Below are 17185 nucleotides of genomic sequence, written 5' to 3' on the forward strand. Positions count from 1 at the left end.
CCTGCGATCTGCTCCTTCATCGCATCGACCGGGCCCTTGCATCGGAGACCCGAAAGGGCCGGCCCGAGCGGACCGGCTCCCGCGACCCGGCATTGCGGAGCGCTACAGATCCTCACGCGAACGCCCTGGCCTTATCGATGCCGATCGGAGCGGACGGGCGAACCCGTTCCGCTCCCGGCCTTCGCGGCCGGCGTCGTCACGCCTCGTCGTCGGAGCCCTCGTCGACAGACCCGTCCGAAAGACCCTGATCGCCGTCGGCGAACCCTTCGGCGCCGCTCTCGGAGATCGCGTCCGCCTCCGCATCACCCGCTTCGTCCGTTCCCTGATCGGGGATCCGTTCGACCGAGACGACGCGTTCGCCTTCGGCCGTCTTGAAGATGGTGACGCCGCCGGTCGCCCGGCCCTTGAGACCGATGCCCTCGATCGGAACGCGAATGACCTGTCCGCGATCGGTGACGAGCAGCAGCTGGTCCTCGGCCGCGACAGGGAAGCCCGCGACGAGCTGACCCAGCTTGTCGAGACGGTTCGTATCGGTCGCCCGAATGCCCTTGCCGCCGCGCCCGGAGGTGCGGAACTCGTAGGAGGACGAACGCTTGCCGAAGCCGAACTCCGAAACGGTGAGGATCATCTCCTCGGCCTCGCTGAGCTCGGCATAACGCTGGGTGTCGATCGAGGCATCGCTGACCGGCGCCTCCTCGTCGGCCGGAACCTCGTCGTCCTGCGCTCCGCCTTCGACAGCGCGGCGCATTTTCAGATAGGTCGAGCGCTCCTCGGCCGAGGCGTCCACATGGCGAAGGATCGCCATGGAGACGACGGTTTCGCCCGTCCCGAGCGAGATGCCGCGCACGCCGACCGAATTTCGCCCGGCAAAGACGCGAACATCGGTCACCGGGAAGCGGATGCACTGGCCGGAAGAGGCCGTCAGCAGCACGTCGTCGTCTTCCGAGCAGGTGGCGACACCGAGAATCTCGTCGCCCTCCTCGTCGAGCTTCATGGCGATCTTGCCGTTGCGGTTCACCTGGGTGAAATCGGACAGCTTGTTGCGCCGGACGGTGCCGCGGGTCGTGGCGAACATCACGTTCATGCGCTCGGCCGCCTCTTCCTCGGTCGGAAGCGGCAGGATCGACGTGATGCGCTCGCCCTTCTCCAGGGGCAGGAGATTGATGAGCGCCTTGCCGCGACCCTGCGGGGTCGTCAGCGGAAGGCGCCAGACCTTCTCCTTATAGACGATGCCGCGCGAGGAGAAGAACAGGACCGGGGTGTGCGTGTTGGCGACGAAGAGGCGGGTGACCGAATCCTCCTCGTTTTTCAGGCTCATGCCGGAGCGGCCCTTTCCGCCCCGCCGCTGGGCCCGGTAGACGCTGAGGGGCACGCGCTTGATGTAGCCGCCATGGCTGACGGTGACGACCATGTCCTCGCGCGGGATCAGGTCCTCGTCCTCGAGATCGGCTGCACCTTCCGAAAGCTCGGTGCGGCGCGGCGTCGCGAACTCGTCGCGGATCGCCGTCATCTCGTCCTTGATGATCTGCATCACGCGGGCGCGCGAGGAGAGGATGTCGAGATAATCCTTGATCTCCTCGCCGATCTTGGCGAGTTCGTCGCCGATCTCGTCGCGGCCGAGGGCCGTCAGGCGCTGCAGGCGCAGGTCGAGGATCGCGCGGGCCTGGGCTTCCGACAGGCGGTAGGTGCCGGCCTCGGAGATGCGGTGACGCGGATCGTCGATGAGGCGCACGAGCGGGGCGACGTCCTTGGCGTCCCATTCGCGCGTCATCAGCTGCTCGCGCGCGGTCGCAGGATCCGGCGCTGCGCGGATCAGCTTGATCACCTCGTCGATATTGGCGACCGCGATGGCGAGGCCGACCAGCACATGGGCGCGTTCACGGGCCTTGCGCAGGAGATATTTGGTGCGCCGGTTTACGACCTCCTCGCGGAACGAGACGAAGGCCTGCAGCATGTCCATCAGGGTCAGCTGCTCGGGCTTGCCGCCGTTGAGCGCCACCATGTTGGCGCCGAAGGAGGTCTGGAGCGGCGTGAAGCGATAGAGCTGGTTGAGGACCACGTCCGCCGTCGCGTCGCGCTTCAGCTCGACGACGACCCGGTAGCCGTCGCGATCGGATTCGTCGCGGATGTCGGAGATGCCCTCGATGCGCTTGTCGCGCACGAGCTCGGCCATCTTCTCGATCATCGTCGCCTTGTTCACCTGATAGGGAACTTCGGTGACGACGATCGCCTCGCGCTCGCCGCGAAGCGTCTCGATATGCACCTTGCCGCGCATCAGGAGCGAGCCGCGGCCGGTGGAATAGGCGGCCTGGATACCGGCACGGCCGAGCAGGATCGCCCCGGTCGGGAAGTCCGGTCCGGGGATGATCTCCATCATCTCGGGAAGGGTGATCTGCGGGTTGTCGATCAGCGCCACGCAGCCGTCGATGACCTCGCCGAGATTGTGCGGCGGAATGTTCGTCGCCATGCCGACGGCGATGCCGCCCGAGCCGTTGACGAGGAGATTGGGGAAGCCGGCCGGCAGAACCACCGGCTCCATCTCGCGGCCGTCGTAGTTCTCCTGGAAGTTGACGGTCTCCTTGTCGATGTCGGCGAGCATCGCATCGGAGATCTTCTGGAGACGGCACTCGGTATAGCGCATGGCCGCCGGGGGATCGCCGTCGATCGACCCGTAATTGCCCTGTCCCTCGATCAGCCGGTCGCGCAGGGACCAGTCCTGCGCCATGCGCACGAGGGCATCGTAGATCGCCGAATCGCCGTGCGGATGGAACTTACCCATCACCTCGCCGACGACGCCGGCGGATTTGCGGTAGGACTTGGTGGAGGTAAGCCCCATCTCGTGCATGGCGTAGAGGATGCGCCGATGCACGGGCTTCAGGCCGTCGCGCACGTCGGGCAGCGCACGGCTGACGATCACGCTCATGGCGTAGTCGAGATAGCTGCGCTGCATTTCCTCGATGATGGAGACGGTGCCGATGCCGCCGGCTTCGGGCGGCTCCCCGCCGATCGGCTCGTCGGGAGGGGTCAGGTCGTCGTTGTCGTCAGCCAAGGAGTGGTCCTGGAAATCAAGAAGATCGTACCCGGTCTATAGACCGAAGGCGAGCGCCAGCGCAAACCGTGCGCCGGTGGGCAAGGCCCTGCCTGCCCATGCCTGCCGGCGGCCTCTCGAACGGGTCCCGCGGCCGGGCGCGGTGAGGCGGTTGCGTCGCCTGAGGTTTGGTGGTCAGAACGGCCGGACGCAGCAACTGGACCCTCGAAATGGCCGATCTTCTTCTCAATGGCTTCGTCACGCTGTTCGTGATCGTCGATCCGCTCGGCCTCATTCCAGTGTTCATCGCCCTGACGCCCGGCCTGTCGCGAACGGCGCGGATCAGGCTTGCTATGAAGGCCTGTACCATCGCCTTCGCGATCCTCGCCCTCTTCGCGCTCGTCGGTCTCGCGGTCCTCGAAACCCTCGGCATTTCCCTCGGCGCGTTTCGCGTCGCGGGCGGTCTCTTCCTGTTCGTCATCGGCTTCGAACTGGTCTTCGAGAAACGGGCCGAGCGCAAGGGAAAGACGGCGGTTGAAGCGGTCGCCCACCAGGAGACCGAAAGCCACGAGGACGGCGACATCGCGGCTTTTCCGCTCGCCATTCCGCTGATCGCAGGTCCGGGCGCGATCGCCGCCGTCATCCTTCTGTCGGGCCAGTTGCCGAGTGCCGTCGGCCAGGCGAGCGTGATCGCGGTCATCGCCATCACTCTTCTTGCGAGCTTTGCCTGCCTCTCGCTCGCGCCGCGCATCGACAGCCTGCTGGGCTCCACCGGACGCGGTGTCATCTCTCGGGTTCTCGGCGTCATTCTCGCGGCCCTTGCGGTCCAGTTCGTCGCGGACGGCATCGAGGCGATGATCGTCAAGGAAGCCGGGCCGGCGATCGAGGCCCGTCTTCAATCGTGATCGCAGCCTCCCTTGCCGGATGGCGCGGCGCTCGCATCTGCGTGAGCCAGAGGACTTTTCCCATCACGGAAAAGCGAGCGTGGAGCGCGGCGAATGGGCAAGTATATCAGCGAGGCGCAGCTGTCCGGCAGCCGCAACAGCTTCTCCAAGGACCGGCGCCGTCGCATCAAGCCGCGTGAGGCGGACGCCCATCGTCAAAGCTCCGACGAAGGCGGCGCGGACGAGGACGAAGGGAGCAAGAAGACCGTCTTCGCCGCCATGGCGGCCAATCTCGCGATCGCGGCCACCAAGTTCGGCGCGGCGCTGATGACCGGCTCGTCCTCGATGCTCGCCGAAGGCATCCATTCGGTCATCGATACCTTCAACCAGGTGATGCTGCTCATCGGCATGAAGCGGGCCAAGAAGCCGGCCGACGAGCAGCATCCCTTCGGCTACGGGGCCGAGATCTATTTCTGGGCCTTCATGGTCGCGATCTTCCTGTTCGCGCTCGGCTCGGGCTTTTCCATCTACGAAGGTGTCGAAGGTCTCATATCCGGCGAAAGCGGCGGGCTCGAATCGCCCCTCGTCGCCCTCGGCGTCCTGTTCATCGCCTTCTGCTTCGAGGGCTATTCCTGGTCGGTCGCGTTCAAGGAGTTCAGGGAGCGCCGCAAGGGCGAAGGGCTGTGGGCCGATTTCCGCCGCCTCAAGGACCCCTCGGTCTTCGTCGTCCTGTTCGAGGATTCGGCCGCCTGCATCGGCATCATCATCGCCGCCCTCGGTATCACGCTCGCCATCACCACCGGCATCGAGGCTTTCGACGCGATCGGCTCGATCCTGATCGGCGTGCTCCTCGGTGTGACGGCCATTCTTCTCGCCATCGAGGTCAAGCATCTCCTGATCGGCGAGACGGCCGATCCGGAAATCGAGCGCGCGATCCAGGAGCGCGTCGGCGGACGTGAGGAGATCGTCGCGATCAACGAATTGCGGACGCTGCACCTCGGACCCAACGACGTGCTGCTGACCATGAGCGTCGACTTCCAGGACGATGTGCGCGCCGGGCGGATCGAGGAGATCGTCACGGAGATCGAGGCCGAGGTGAAGGACGCCTACAAGATCGTGCGCAAGGTCTATGTCGAGGTCCAGTCGGCCGCCGGGCACCAGCGCTTCGTGGATCCGAGGGAAGGCGAGGGCGCCGCGAGCTGATCCTCTCTGGCGCAGCTTGCCGGCTCTCCTTGAACATCCGCCGGCCGGCATGCACCATCGCTGGTCGGGTCGGCGCCCTGTGTCCGGCCCTGTGCGACTGGGGCCTACTCATGCCGATTGAGGTTTGCGGCCGGATCGGGCTAATTGCCGCCAAACGTTCGGTCTAAGGCCGGATCGCCGATCGGTGACGCCCCTTCCGGGTGCGTCTTGTCGGCGTTCGGGAAGGCCGTCGCGGCCCGGTCCGCGGCCGGCCGGACGGCGAGGAAGAGGAAGTCACGAGTGCTGAGCGAACTGTCCTATCCGACCGCGGCGCTTGCCGGCGCCCTGTCCTTTCTCTCGCCCTGCGTCCTGCCCCTCGTCCCGCCCTATCTCTGCTACATGGCCGGCGTCTCCGCCGACGATCTGAGAAGCGCGCCGCGCGAGGCCGGCAGCCAGCAGGGCCGGCTGCTCCTTACAAGCGTCGTCTTCGTCCTCGGCTTCTCCACCGTCTTCGTCTCGCTCGGGGCCGGGGCTAGCACCGTCGGCTCCCTGCTTCGCCAGAATCTCAGCTGGCTCGGTATCGTCGCTGGCATCATGATCATCGTCATGGGGCTGAATTTCCTCGGCGTGTTCCGTCTCGGCTTCCTTGCCCGCGAGAAGCGCTTTCGCGGACCGGACCGTCCGGCCGGCGTCCTCGGCGCCTATCTGATGGGGCTTGCCTTCGCTTTCGGCTGGACGCCTTGCATCGGGCCGGTTCTCGGCGCGATTCTCGGACTTGCGGGCGCGCGCGACACGGTGGGCGAGGGCGCCCTGATGCTCGCCGTCTACTCGGCCGGTCTCGGCATTCCGTTCATCCTCGCCGCCACCTTTTCCTCCGTCTTCCTCACCTGGCTCGGCGGCTTCCGCCGCCACCTGAAGAGCGTCGAGCGCGCGATGGGCGGGCTGCTCGTCGTCACTGGCGTCCTGTTCCTCACCGGCGGCATGCAGTGGATGTCGTTCTGGCTTCTGGAAACCTTCCCGACCCTCCAGACCATTGGCTGACCGGTTTTCAAGGCTCCCGGCACCCCGACATCTTCACAAGAGCGGTCCCGCCGTGAGAGAGCTTCGCCGACAAGGCCCCGTGCCTCGCCCATCCGTCACCGCCTCACCGGAGCTTGCGCCGCCCCATGTCCCGAACCTGCCTGTCGATCATCCTCGCTGCCGGCGAGGGAACGCGCATGCGCTCCTCCCGCTCGAAGGTGCTGCACGAGGTCGCTCATCTGCCGCTGGTGCGCCACGTGGCCCGCGCCGCGATCGCGGCCGGGTCGGAACGGCTCGCCTTGGTGGTCGGGCGCGACGGCGACAAGGTGGCAGACGCCGTCCGCAAGGATGCCGAAAATGTTCGGACCTTCGAACAGACCGAGCGCCTTGGCACCGGCCATGCGGTTCTCGCGGCCCGCGAGGCGCTGGCCGAGGGCTATGACGACGTGGTCGTGCTCTTCGGCGATACGCCGCTCCTTCGGCCCGAGACGATCGAACGGGCGCGCGCGGTCCTTGCCGAGGGGGCAGGGGTCTGCGTCATCGGCTTCCGTCCTGCCGATCCGACGGGCTACGGTCGGCTGATCGAGGAGGACGGCGAACTCGTCGCCATCCGCGAGGAGAAGGATGCGAGCGAAGCGGAGCGGGCGATCGGCTTCTGCAATGCCGGCATCATGGCCTTTGCGGGCGACACCGCGCTCGATTGCCTCGATGCCATCGGCAACGACAATGCCAAGGGCGAATACTACCTGACCGATCTCGTCGCGATCGCGCGCGGGCGCGGACTTGCGGTCAAGGCTATCGAGGCCTCGATTGCCGAGACGATCGGCGTCAACAATCGCAGCGAATTGGCGGCGGTGGAAGCCCTGTGGCAGGCCGGAGCGCGCGAGCGTGCGATGATCTCGGGCGTGACGCTCATCGATCCGCAGACCGTGCATTTCGCCTATGACACCGAGATCGGGAGCGACGTCCTGATCGAGCCCAATGTCGTCTTCGGTCCTGGAGCGGCGGTCGCGAGCGGAGCGGTGATCCGGGCGTTCTGCCATCTCACGGGCGCGCGGATCGGCGAAGGCTCCGAGATCGGGCCGTTCGCGCGGCTGCGCCCGGGTACCGATCTTGGCGAGAGGACGAAGGTCGGCAATTTCTGCGAGGTCAAGCAGGCGACAATCGCCGCCGGAGCGAAGGTCAACCACCTCAGCTATATCGGTGATGCGACGGTCGGCGCGGATGCCAATATCGGCGCTGGCACGATCACCTGCAACTATGACGGGGCGCTGAAGCATCTCACCGAGATCGGCGAGAACACGTTCATCGGATCCAATTCGTCCCTCGTGGCGCCCGTGAAGATCGGCGCTGGAGCCTATGTGGGGTCGGGCAGTGTGGTGACCGAGGACGTGGAAGCGGATGCGCTGGCGATCGCCCGCGGCCGGCAGGTCAACAAGCCGGGTAAGGGAAAGCTGATCGCCGAGCGCAATGCCGAGGCCAAGCGGGCGAAGAAATCCCAGTCATAGATCCCATCGTCCGGTTCGGCGAAAGCCCTGAGACGGGCATGAATTTCGGACTTTTCGGAGCCCGGAACGAGAAACGGCGCCTCTCGGGCGCCGTTGGAGCGAGGCGGACTGGACTGCCGCCCCGATGATTGTCCGTGACCCGGCTGCGCGAGGCAGCCGACCAGACGCCTGCGCCTCAGCGCGCGCGACCGGTCTTGGGCAGGAGGCCTTCGCGCTGAGCCTGCTTGCGGGCCAGCTTGCGGGAGCGTCGGATCGCTTCCTGCTTGCGGCGCGCACGCTCCTCGGAGGGCTTCTCGTAGGACCTGCGAGCTTTCATTTCACGGAACACGCCTTCGCGCTGCAGCTTCTTCTTCAGCGCGCGCAGGGCTTGATCCACATTGTTGTCTCTAACGTCGACTCTCAAAACGTCTCCTTCGTCAGGTTCGTGTTTCTGATGAGCGTCGCGAACCCGCAACGCCGTGATGGCACCACCGATCGATGCTTTAGGATCGACCGGAGCGATTTCACTCGGTGTCGCAACTGTCCCCGACACGGGGCGGATACGACTGTCTGCCGGTCACCCGGATTGAACGGTCTTCGAGAGAAGAAGGTTCAAACGGCCGCGGTCTTTTTACGCGCCTGAGCGGGCGCCTTGCGCGCTGTGCCGGTCGTCTTGGCGGCTGCGGCCGTGCCTTTGGTGGCCCGTTTCTTGCGAACCGGCTCGGCCACGGATGCCGCCTCGACGTCCAGCGCCTGCTGGGCGAGGCGCGCTGCACGCAGACGTTCGGTCTTGGCGTGTCGTGCCGCGAGATCGGCGGCGATGATCCCGCCGGCCGTGCCCTTTTCCGAGCGATGAGGCGCGGTCGGACCCGGCAGAAGCGCCTCGGCCTGTTCCCGCGCGCGGCGTGAATTTTCCATGGCGTCTCTCCTTATCTCACGAGAATGCCATCCGATGCAACGTATCAGCGTCGGCGCGCATGGGCGTGGCCGTGAAGCGGATGGGATCGGAAACGAAAAGCGGCAGGCGCGGGCTTCGACAGCCTCGGCAGCCTGCCGCTTTTCTAGAGGCGTCCGCCAGGCGCGAAGGGCGCGGCGGATCGCCGGAAACCGATGGTTCAGGCCATCTGGATGTTGACGGCCTTGGGGCCCTTGCCGCGGGGGTCGGCCTCGGTGTCGAAGGTGATCTTGTCGCCTTCCTGAACCGAAGAGATGCCAGCGCGCTCGAGAGCGGAGATGTGAAGGAACACGTCCTTCGAGCCACCCTCGGGGGTCACGAAGCCGAAGCCCTTGGTTTCGTTGAAGAACTTGATGGTTCCGGTCTGGCTCATGAGGAGCCCTTTCTCGATGGTCCGCTTCGACGGGTCGAAACGGTCTGCATCCACCATGACGGAGGGATGCAACAGGTTAATTGACGTCGCGACGCGCAACGTCATTCGTTCGGACAATCACAAGCATGGGTGAAAGGAATAGTTCATACGGCTGCAACTTTGCGTTACGGCAGATTCGCCTGAAGATCAGACGAGAAGAACGGCAGCCAGACCCCGGGTTCGTAAATTACCCGTCCATCCAATATCGGCGTCCTGCACCGAAATAGCAAGCCCTGCCGCGCATTCTCCCCTGTCGGCACCGACCCGGCGACCCCTGCCGGGACCTGCCTGCGATCGTCACCAGCGCCCTTCGCCCGGATGTCCGTCGGCTTGCTTTCCGCAGCGATGAAGGGGTGATCCGGCATCTGGAGGTGATGTCCCGGATCGTGTCGGAGGCGTCTGGTCTCTCGGAAAGCTTCGCATCATTCGAGTGGCTGACGGGACCCTCGATCGGTCGGCAGCGACGGCCTCCCGCCCCATGCGGGGTCAGTCGGTAAGGATCAGGCGGTTGCCGCGAAAATCATAGGAGGTGAGCGTATCGAGAAAGCTCATCCCCAGAAGGATCGTGCCGAGGCCGTCGCTCTCCGTGACGGCGGCGCGCACATTGCGCCGCTCGATATCGCCCACCTTGACGGAATCAAGGATGATCGGCGCCGAGCGGGCGACCCCGTTGGCGGTCTGGACGAAATTGGTGAAGGACAGGTCGTCGGGGTGAAATCCCAGCGAACGCGCCGTGCTGGTGTCCATCGCGATCACCGAGGCGCCGGTATCGACCATGAAGGAAGCGGGCCGGCCGTCGACCTCGCCCGTGAGGTGGAAATGTCCGTCCGCGCCCCGGGTGACGAGATATTGCGCGTGTTCGCCGTCGTTCGGCAGCGCGACCACGCTGCCGGGAACGAGCACCGCCATCACGCGATCCTTGATCGCGATCATCTCCGGCGCGAAGGCATAGGCGGCGAGGACGGCGGCGAAGACCGCGATCCAGACGAGGAGATGGCGCAGGGCCTGACCGAGACCCGTGCGCGAGAAGAGAAAGAGCGCGGCGGCCATGCCGAAGCCGATGGTGCCGAGATAGACCAGCGAGGCGAACTCGTCCTCGCCGAGGCCCACGATCCGGCCATCCTGATTGAGGACGAGAGCGAGGCATGCGACGCCGAGAATGGCGAGAAGCACCCAGAGGATCGTATCCCTACGCATCGATCTTCGCCCTGCGTCTCGCTGTCTTCATCTCCGCCGTCTCGAGGCGGGCCGGCAGTTCGGCCATCAGCGCGGTGCGATCGGCGCGCGAAAGCGCCGACCAGGCGCCGATCTCCGACCCCGTGCGCCCGCAGCCCAGACACAGACCTGTCTTCGGATGCAGCTGGCAAATACCGGTACACGGTGTTTCGATCATGGGCCTCGTCTGGCGATGGGCGGTGTCATGGGGGCGATATGGTCGCGGCGGGCGCCCGCCTCAAGACGGACCCGGAGGGCAGGCGAGGGCCGGCCGGTTCATAGGGAGGATGCGGGAGGGTCAGGCGAGTTCGAAGGAGGGCAAGACCTCGAGCACGCGCGAATGGGGGAAGATCGCGATGGCCTGCGTGCCGCGCCCGAGGCGCGATGTCAGTTCGAACTGGCCGTCATGCAGCTTCACGAGAGCCTGGACGATGGGCAGGCCGAGCCCGGTTCCCTGTTCCGCGCTCTTGATCGCGTTCGATCCCTGGCCAAAGGAGGCGAGCACGGTTGGGATCTCGTCCTGCGGGATGCCCGCGCCGTTGTCGCTGATGCACACATACTGGCCGCCGCCCGCGGTCCAGCCGACACGGATGACGACCTCGCCGTTCGGCTGTGTGAACTTCACCGCGTTCGACAGGAGATTGAGGACGATCTGGCGCAGGGCCCGTTCGTCGCCCCACAGAAGGGGAAGCTGGTCTTCCGCCTCAAGAAGCAGGGAAATCCTCTTGGTCTCGGCCCGCAGCCGCACGGTCGACATGCATTCGCGCGCGACATAGGCGAGATCCACCGCCTCCTCGTTGAGGGCGTACTGGCCGGCCTCGACGCGCGACAAATCGAGGATCTCGTTGATCACGCCGAGAAGATGCTTGCCGGAAAAGTGGATGTCGCCGAGATAATCCTTGTAGTTCGGACTGCCGAGCGGACCGAAGACTTCGTTCTGCATCATCTCCGAGAAGCCGAGGATCGCGTTGAGCGGTGTGCGCAGTTCGTGGCTCATGGTGGCGAGGAACTGCGATTTCGCCCGGTTGGCATCCTCCGCGCGCCGGCGTGCCTCGTCGGAAAGCACCCGCGAGCGTTCCAGTTCGCCGATGAGTTCGTCCTTCTCGGCCTGATGGCGGACCTGGGCGACCGCGCCGCGCCGCAGGGTCTCGGCGACGAAGGCGAAGAAGGGAACGGCGCCGATCACCACCGACTTCGTCGCAGTTCCGATCGGATCGGGCGACATGGCAAGCTCCACCGCGAGCCCGACGACGAGCGGGGCGAAGGCGATCGGCACCACGAAGCGCAGGGTGGAGGAGACCATTGCCGTCATCGCGATGACGAGGACCAGAACCGAGAACTGGAAGATCTCGAAGCGCATGGGCGCGCAGGCATCGCAGCCCAGGAAGGCGAGATAGGACCAGCAGAGCCCGACTAGGAAGTGTCCGAGGATGAAGGTGCGGGCGCTGATCGGCCGGATGGAGGCCGTGCCGTCGGGGCCGCTCTCGCGCTCGCCGCGCGTGCCGCGCCCGATCACCACGAGGAGGAGATAGGCAAGCAGCGTGACGCCGGTCCAGATCGTGGCGGTCGTCGGCCCCGTGAAGATCGACAGCCCGAAGCCGGCGAGGATCACCGGTGCGGGCAGGAGGATGGAGGCGGCGCGGATCTGCGCGGCGTGCTGGGCGAGAAGCTCGCGCTCGATGAAGGAGGGACCGCGCCGTCCCTTGCCCAGCTTCTCCCTGATCGAACGCACGGTGCCCGAGGCCCCCGCCTTGCGGGCGCGCTGTGCCCTGCCGGCCTGTTCGCCTCTGGGGCGCTGGTCGAGGGGGGAGAGGGCGAGGGACATGGGCGTTCGACAGGTCCGGTGCGCGGGGAAGATGAGGTCGAGGGCTTGTCTTCGGGAAGAATGAACAAGATGCCTTAATGAACCGCGAACGCGCCTCGATTTCGTGTCGGCGCCCCAGCGCACAAGGGAGAAGGACAGGGCATGAAACTCTTCGATGGTGGGCGTGCGCCCAATCCGCGCCGGACGCGAATGTTTCTCGCGGAGAAGGGGATAGAGGTGCCGCTCGTGCCGGTCGACATGTCGAAGGGCGAGCACAAGAGCGAGGCGATGGCCGAACGCAACCGGCTGAAACGGCTGCCGGTCCTCGAACTCGACGACGGGACGGTCATCACCGAATCGATCGCGATCTGTCGCTATTTCGAGGCCCTGCATCCCGATCCGCCGCTGTTCGGCCGCACGCCAGTCGAGATCGCCCGCATCGAGATGTGGCAGCGCCGGGCCGAACTCGAACTCTATTCGGCCGTCGCCGCCGTCTTCAGGCACGGACATCCGGGCATGGCGGCAGCCGAGCCGGTGCAGATCGCCGAATGGGCCGAACTCAACCGGGGCCGCGCGATCGAGGCTCTGCGGATGTTCGAGGACCAGCTCGCCGATCATGCCTTCGTGGCGGGCGATGCGTTCTCCGTCGCCGACATCACGGTCTTCATCGCGGCCGGTTTCATGAAGGCGGCAAAGCTCGAAATTCCGGAGGATTTCACGAACCTGAAGCGCTGGTATTCGCAGATCGCCGAGCGGCCGAGCGCGTCCGCCTGACTGCGATGGCGGACGCGATGGGCGGAGGGAAGGGCGCGGTCGAGCTCCAGGCCGTCATCGAGCGCTGCCGCATCTGCGCGGAGGCGCCCTTGGGCGAGCCGCTTCCGATCGAGCCCAATCCGATCCTCGCTTTGTCGGATACGGCGCGCATCCTCGTCGCGGGACAGGCTCCGGGCAATCTGGCGGACAAGACCTCGAAACCGTTCAACGACCCCTCCGGCGTGCGACTGCGCGACTGGATGGGGATCGGGGCGGACATCTTCTACGATCGCTCGAAGATCGCGATCCTGCCCATGGGCTTCTGCTTTCCGGGCTACGACGCGAAGGGCGGCGACAGACCGCCTCGAAGGGAATGCCGGATGACCTGGCACGACCGGGCGATGGGCGCGATGCCGCAAATCGAACTCGTCCTCGCCATCGGTGCCTATGCGCAGGACTTCCATATCGCCGAGGGGCGGGGAAGAACGCTCACCGAAACGGTCGCGAACTGGCGCTCCGTTCTGGACCATGGGGGCCGCTTTGCGCCGGTCATTCCGCTGCCGCATCCATCCTGGCGCAACAATGGCTGGCTGCGAAGAAATCCATGGTTCGCCGAAGAGCTTCTGCCGGTTCTGCGGGCGAATGTGGCGAAGGCTCTCGGTGCCGCGGCGTGATGCCGGTCTTCACGAGGAGAGGTCGGAGACACCTTCTCTTCCGTATCTGCCGGCATGAACGGGAGACCACCCACGCGACACGGACCCCTCATGCGGCGGGATGCGTCTTTGCTTCGCGATGACGGAGGTTCGGGCGATTCCTCCCAACCGTTCTCCGAGGCCGCGAAGATGCGGAGAAAATGTCGGGGCAAGGTTAAAAATCTCCATATGAAGTATATCCGATTGAATTTGGAAGGAAGATGGTCGGCGCATAACCGTCCGTTTCATGTGATTTCGCTTACTGACGCGTCTTGATCTTCTCCAGCGGCCGGAACGATTAGGAAAGATTGTTGAGCTATGTCTCCGTAGCCCTTCCTCCCGTTCGAGGCCCCGTGCCGTGAATTTCAAATGCGAAGGATTGCTGGAAGTCCTTCTTCGCCAGGAGGGGGAGAGCGATCCGGAGATCCGCGATATCTCCCTCAAAACGCTGATCGACAGCCCGGCCCTGAGCCTGATGGCGCTCGCATGGACGCAGCTCAGCTGGCTCTACGTGTTCTGGGTGACGGGCTGGGTCTGGATCTCCGTCTTCGTCATCCTGTATTGCGGTCTCTGGGCGGTTCGCTGGCCGCTCGTGAGAGGAACGGCAAGCCTGTCCGGCCGTGAAGGCGCTTATTCCGACGTGCGCCTCGTCTCGGCCAATGTCGCGATGATCGCTGTCGATGCGGCGCAGATCTTCGTGTTCGCCTTGGTTCCGGACGAACACGCATCGATCCTCGCGATCTTTCTGACGCTGGGATTCTCGTCTTACGTCGTATCGTTCTTCCCCGCCTTTCCGATCCTCGCAATGCTGAAGATCGTGCTGCTGAATGGTGCGCTTGCGATCGGCCTGGCCGTGGGGTCTTCCGATCTCATGCGCCCCATCGCCGTGCTGGTGCTGGTCGGTGTCTGGGTCTTCTGGCTGATGATCCAGCGCACGCATCTGATTCTCCTCGGCGCCATCCGCAATCAGCAGACCCACAGGCGCCTCGCGCTGCTCGATCCGTTGACGAAGCTCCCCAACCGAACCGCCTTGTGGGACGCCCTCGATCAACACATGCGAGCGATGGAGGAGAACGCCGGCACCGCGTCGATGGCGATCCTCTGCCTCGACCTCGACGGCTTCAAACAGGTCAACGATCGTTTCGGGCATTCCGCGGGCGACTGGGTCCTGGTGCATGTCGCCAACATCCTCAGCCTGCGTCTGACCGAGGGCGGCATCGTCTGTCGCATCGGCGGCGACGAATATGTCGTCCTGCTTCCGAACGCGGACGAGGCCCGGGTGCACGATTTCAGCCAGTTCGTCATCGGGGCCGTGGCGCGGCCCCTCGATATCGGTCGCTCCGCTCCGGTCCGGATCGGCGTCAGCATCGGCGCGTTCGTCGCGAGGGACTGTTCGCTTTCCGCCCAGGCGATGCTCGAGCAGGCCGATCTCGCTCTCTACGCCGCGAAGAAGAACGGGCGCGGGCAACTCCACGTCAGTGAACCGCCGGACCGTCGGTCGACCGCCGCCGCTCACGGTGAGGCGACTGACGAAGGGCGATCATCGGCGCGCCTGGGCAGACAACCGGCGGTCTAGGCTGACGGACGCAAAAGGGGCGCGGCATGCCTGCGCCTGCCCGCCCGATCAGGCCGGGCGTTGCTTCCTCGGCCAGCCTATCCGAAAAACCGTTTGACGCCCGTGCGTTTCGCGCCTAACGTTTGCACCATGACGCACACCACCATTCTCGTAATCGTAGAACCGCGCACACGACCGGCAGCGTAGCTGCCAGGCGAATGCCACGTGTGCGCGAAGACAAGGGCCCCCGGAGGCCCTTTTTTTATGCTTGGAATTCGGTGAACGACATGCCGATGAGAGAAGAGATCGAGCAGGACATGGACGCGATGAACAACGGAACGATCGAGGCAGGCGGCAAACGCGAGATGACCGGCGCCGCCATGGTTGTCGAAGCCCTGAAGGATAACGGCGTCAAGGATATCTTCGGCTATCCGGGCGGGGCCGTGCTGCCGATCTACGACGAGATCTTCCAGCAGAGCGATGTCCGCCATGTCCTCGTGCGCCACGAGCAGGGGGCCGGCCACGCCGCCGAGGGCTATGCCCGCTCCTCAGGCAAGCCGGGCGTGATGCTCGTCACCTCCGGCCCCGGAGCGACGAATGCGGTGACCGCCCTTCAGGACGCCCTGATGGACTCGATCCCTCTCGTCTGCATCACCGGCCAGGTTCCGACGACGCTGATCGGCTCGGACGCCTTCCAGGAATGCGACACCGTCGGCATCACGCGCCCCTGCACCAAGCACAACTGGCTGGTGAAGGACGTGAACGATCTCGCACGTGTTCTCCACGAGGCCTTCCACGTCGCGACCACGGGCCGTCCGGGGCCGGTCGTCGTCGACATCCCGAAGGACGTCCAGTTCGCGACCGGTTTCTATTCGCCGCCGCCGCCCAACCAGACCCATGAGAGCTACAAGCCGAAGCTCTCGGCCGAGGCCGGCGCGATCGAGGCGGCGCTCGAACTGATGAAGTCGGCGAAGAAGCCGGTCTTCTATACCGGTGGCGGCGTCGTCAATTCGGGGCCCGAGGCCTCCGAGCTTCTCACCGAACTCGTCGAGGCCACCGGCTTTCCGATCACCTCCACGCTGATGGGGCTCGGCTGCTATCCGGCGTCCGGCGACAAATGGCTCGGAATGCTCGGCATGCACGGCACCTACGAGGCCAATCTGACGATGCACGACTGCGATCTGATGATCTGCATCGGCGCGCGCTTCGACGACCGCATCACCGGCCGTCTCAACGCCTTCTCGCCGAATTCGCGCAAAATCCAGATCGACATCGATCCGTCCTCGATCAACAAGAACGTCCGTGTCGACCTGCCGATCATCGGCGACGTCACCCATGTGCTGCGCGATCTTGTCTCGGCCTGGAAGGAGAGGGGCGCCGTGTCCGACAGGGGGGCGCTCGCCGACTGGTGGAGCCAGATCGAGAAGTGGCGCGCGCGCAACTGCCTCGCTTTTGCGCCGAACGACGACGTCATCATGCCCCAATACGCGGTGCAGCGCATCTACGAGCTGACCCGGCACCGGGAGACATATGTCTCGACCGAAGTCGGCCAGCATCAGATGTGGGCGGCGCAGTTCTACGGCTTCGAGAAGCCGAACCGGTGGCTCACCTCGGGTGGTCTCGGAACCATGGGCTATGGGCTGCCGGCAGCCATCGGCGCGGCCATCGCCCATCCCGAAGCCCTGTCCGTCTGCATCGCGGGAGACGCCTCGGTGCTGATGAACATGCAGGAGATGTCGACGGCTGTTCAGCACAAGGCGAACATCAAGGTCTTCATCCTCAACAACCAGTATATGGGCATGGTGCGCCAGTGGCAGCAGCTTCTGCACGGCAACCGGCTGTCGAACTCCTATACCGAGGCGCTGCCGGACTTCGTGAAGCTCGCCGAGGCCTATGGCGGTCACGGCATCCGGTGCGAGAAGCCCGGCGATCTCGACGACGCGATCCAGGAGATGCTGGATTACGACGGCCCGGTGCTCTTCGACTGCCGCGTCGCCAATCTCGCCAACTGCTTCCCGATGATCCCCTCGGGCAAGGCGCATAACGAGATCCTGCTGCCGGACGAGGCGACCGACGAGGCCGTCGCCAATGCCATCGATGCCAAGGGCAAGGCGCTGGTCTGACCGGTCCAGAGACGAGTGATCCGGCGGGCCGAAAGAGGCGCCGGATCACGCCACGCGAGAAGAGGCCCCGGCCGA

Annotated in this window: 15 protein-coding genes; 8 read left to right on the forward strand and 7 right to left on the reverse strand. The window is 65.3% G+C overall.

Features of this window, described 5'->3' with window-relative positions; genetic code table 11:
* Nucleotides 1-196: 196 nt before the first annotated feature.
* On the reverse strand, nucleotides 197-2950 hold the full coding sequence (gene gyrA / locus DYI37_RS04760; protein ID WP_245413804.1) for a DNA gyrase subunit A: 2754 nt from the start codon (nucleotides 2948-2950) through the stop codon (nucleotides 197-199).
* A 308-nt stretch (nucleotides 2951-3258) separates the two neighbouring features.
* On the opposite strand from gyrA, the gene DYI37_RS04765 reads away from it, so the two are divergent.
* From DYI37_RS04765 to glmU, 4 genes are all read left to right on the forward strand, one after another.
* Entirely contained in the window at nucleotides 3259-3933 is a 675-nt protein-coding gene (locus tag DYI37_RS04765; RefSeq protein WP_116682060.1) for a MarC family protein, read from the forward strand.
* A 93-nt stretch (nucleotides 3934-4026) separates the two neighbouring features.
* Nucleotides 4027-5115, forward strand: coding sequence for a cation diffusion facilitator family transporter (locus tag DYI37_RS04770; RefSeq protein WP_116682061.1), 1089 nt, complete (start codon nucleotides 4027-4029; stop codon nucleotides 5113-5115).
* Nucleotides 5116-5394: 279 nt separating this feature from the next.
* Nucleotides 5395-6135 (forward strand): cytochrome c biogenesis CcdA family protein, encoded by a 741-nt coding sequence (locus DYI37_RS04775; RefSeq protein WP_116682062.1) that lies wholly within the window; start codon nucleotides 5395-5397, stop codon nucleotides 6133-6135.
* A 125-nt stretch (nucleotides 6136-6260) separates the two neighbouring features.
* A complete protein-coding gene (gene glmU / locus DYI37_RS04780; RefSeq protein WP_116682063.1) occupies nucleotides 6261-7622 on the forward strand; it encodes a bifunctional UDP-N-acetylglucosamine diphosphorylase/glucosamine-1-phosphate N-acetyltransferase GlmU in 1362 nt (453 codons plus the stop codon).
* Between the two features lie 175 nt (nucleotides 7623-7797).
* Here glmU and rpsU read toward each other — a convergent pair whose 3' ends face one another.
* From rpsU to DYI37_RS04815, 6 genes are all read right to left on the reverse strand, one after another.
* A complete protein-coding gene (gene rpsU, locus DYI37_RS04785) occupies nucleotides 7798-8025 on the reverse strand; it encodes a 30S ribosomal protein S21 (protein WP_116682064.1) in 228 nt (75 codons plus the stop codon).
* A 188-nt stretch (nucleotides 8026-8213) separates the two neighbouring features.
* A complete protein-coding gene (locus tag DYI37_RS04790; protein ID WP_116682065.1) occupies nucleotides 8214-8519 on the reverse strand; it encodes a hypothetical protein in 306 nt (101 codons plus the stop codon).
* A 197-nt stretch (nucleotides 8520-8716) separates the two neighbouring features.
* The gene (locus tag DYI37_RS04795) at nucleotides 8717-8929 is read right to left on the reverse strand and encodes a cold-shock protein (protein WP_116682401.1); all 213 of its coding nucleotides are present in this window, start codon (nucleotides 8927-8929) and stop codon (nucleotides 8717-8719) included.
* 525 nt (nucleotides 8930-9454) lie between these two features.
* Complete coding sequence (locus tag DYI37_RS04805) at nucleotides 9455-10165, reverse strand: retropepsin-like aspartic protease family protein (protein ID WP_116682067.1); 711 nt, start codon at nucleotides 10163-10165, stop codon at nucleotides 9455-9457.
* A complete protein-coding gene (locus tag DYI37_RS04810; protein ID WP_116682068.1) occupies nucleotides 10158-10361 on the reverse strand; it encodes a DUF1289 domain-containing protein in 204 nt (67 codons plus the stop codon). Before DYI37_RS04810 ends, DYI37_RS04805 begins: the two co-directional genes overlap by 8 nt.
* 120 nt (nucleotides 10362-10481) lie before the next feature.
* The gene (locus DYI37_RS04815; protein WP_116682069.1) at nucleotides 10482-12008 is read right to left on the reverse strand and encodes a sensor histidine kinase; all 1527 of its coding nucleotides are present in this window, start codon (nucleotides 12006-12008) and stop codon (nucleotides 10482-10484) included.
* A gap of 141 nt (nucleotides 12009-12149) precedes the next feature.
* Here DYI37_RS04815 and DYI37_RS04820 point away from each other — a divergent pair, with 141 nt between their 5' ends.
* The 4 genes from DYI37_RS04820 (at nucleotide 12150) to DYI37_RS04835 (ending at nucleotide 17110) form a co-directional block, all read left to right on the forward strand.
* Nucleotides 12150-12761 (forward strand): glutathione S-transferase family protein, encoded by a 612-nt coding sequence (locus DYI37_RS04820; protein WP_116682070.1) that lies wholly within the window; start codon nucleotides 12150-12152, stop codon nucleotides 12759-12761.
* Between the two features lie 17 nt (nucleotides 12762-12778).
* Nucleotides 12779-13414: a uracil-DNA glycosylase family protein gene (locus DYI37_RS04825; RefSeq protein WP_116682402.1), complete on the forward strand. Its 636-nt coding sequence runs from the start codon at nucleotides 12779-12781 to the stop codon at nucleotides 13412-13414.
* 376 nt (nucleotides 13415-13790) lie between these two features.
* The gene (locus tag DYI37_RS04830; protein ID WP_116682071.1) at nucleotides 13791-15008 is read left to right on the forward strand and encodes a GGDEF domain-containing protein; all 1218 of its coding nucleotides are present in this window, start codon (nucleotides 13791-13793) and stop codon (nucleotides 15006-15008) included.
* 305 nt (nucleotides 15009-15313) lie between these two features.
* Nucleotides 15314-17110, forward strand: a complete 1797-nt coding sequence (locus tag DYI37_RS04835; RefSeq protein ID WP_116682403.1) for an acetolactate synthase 3 large subunit — start codon at nucleotides 15314-15316, stop codon at nucleotides 17108-17110.
* Nucleotides 17111-17185: the final 75 nt, after the last annotated feature.

It is taken from the genome of Fulvimarina endophytica (assembly GCF_003403015.1).
In the GTDB taxonomy this organism is placed as follows: domain Bacteria; phylum Pseudomonadota; class Alphaproteobacteria; order Rhizobiales; family Rhizobiaceae; genus Fulvimarina; species Fulvimarina endophytica.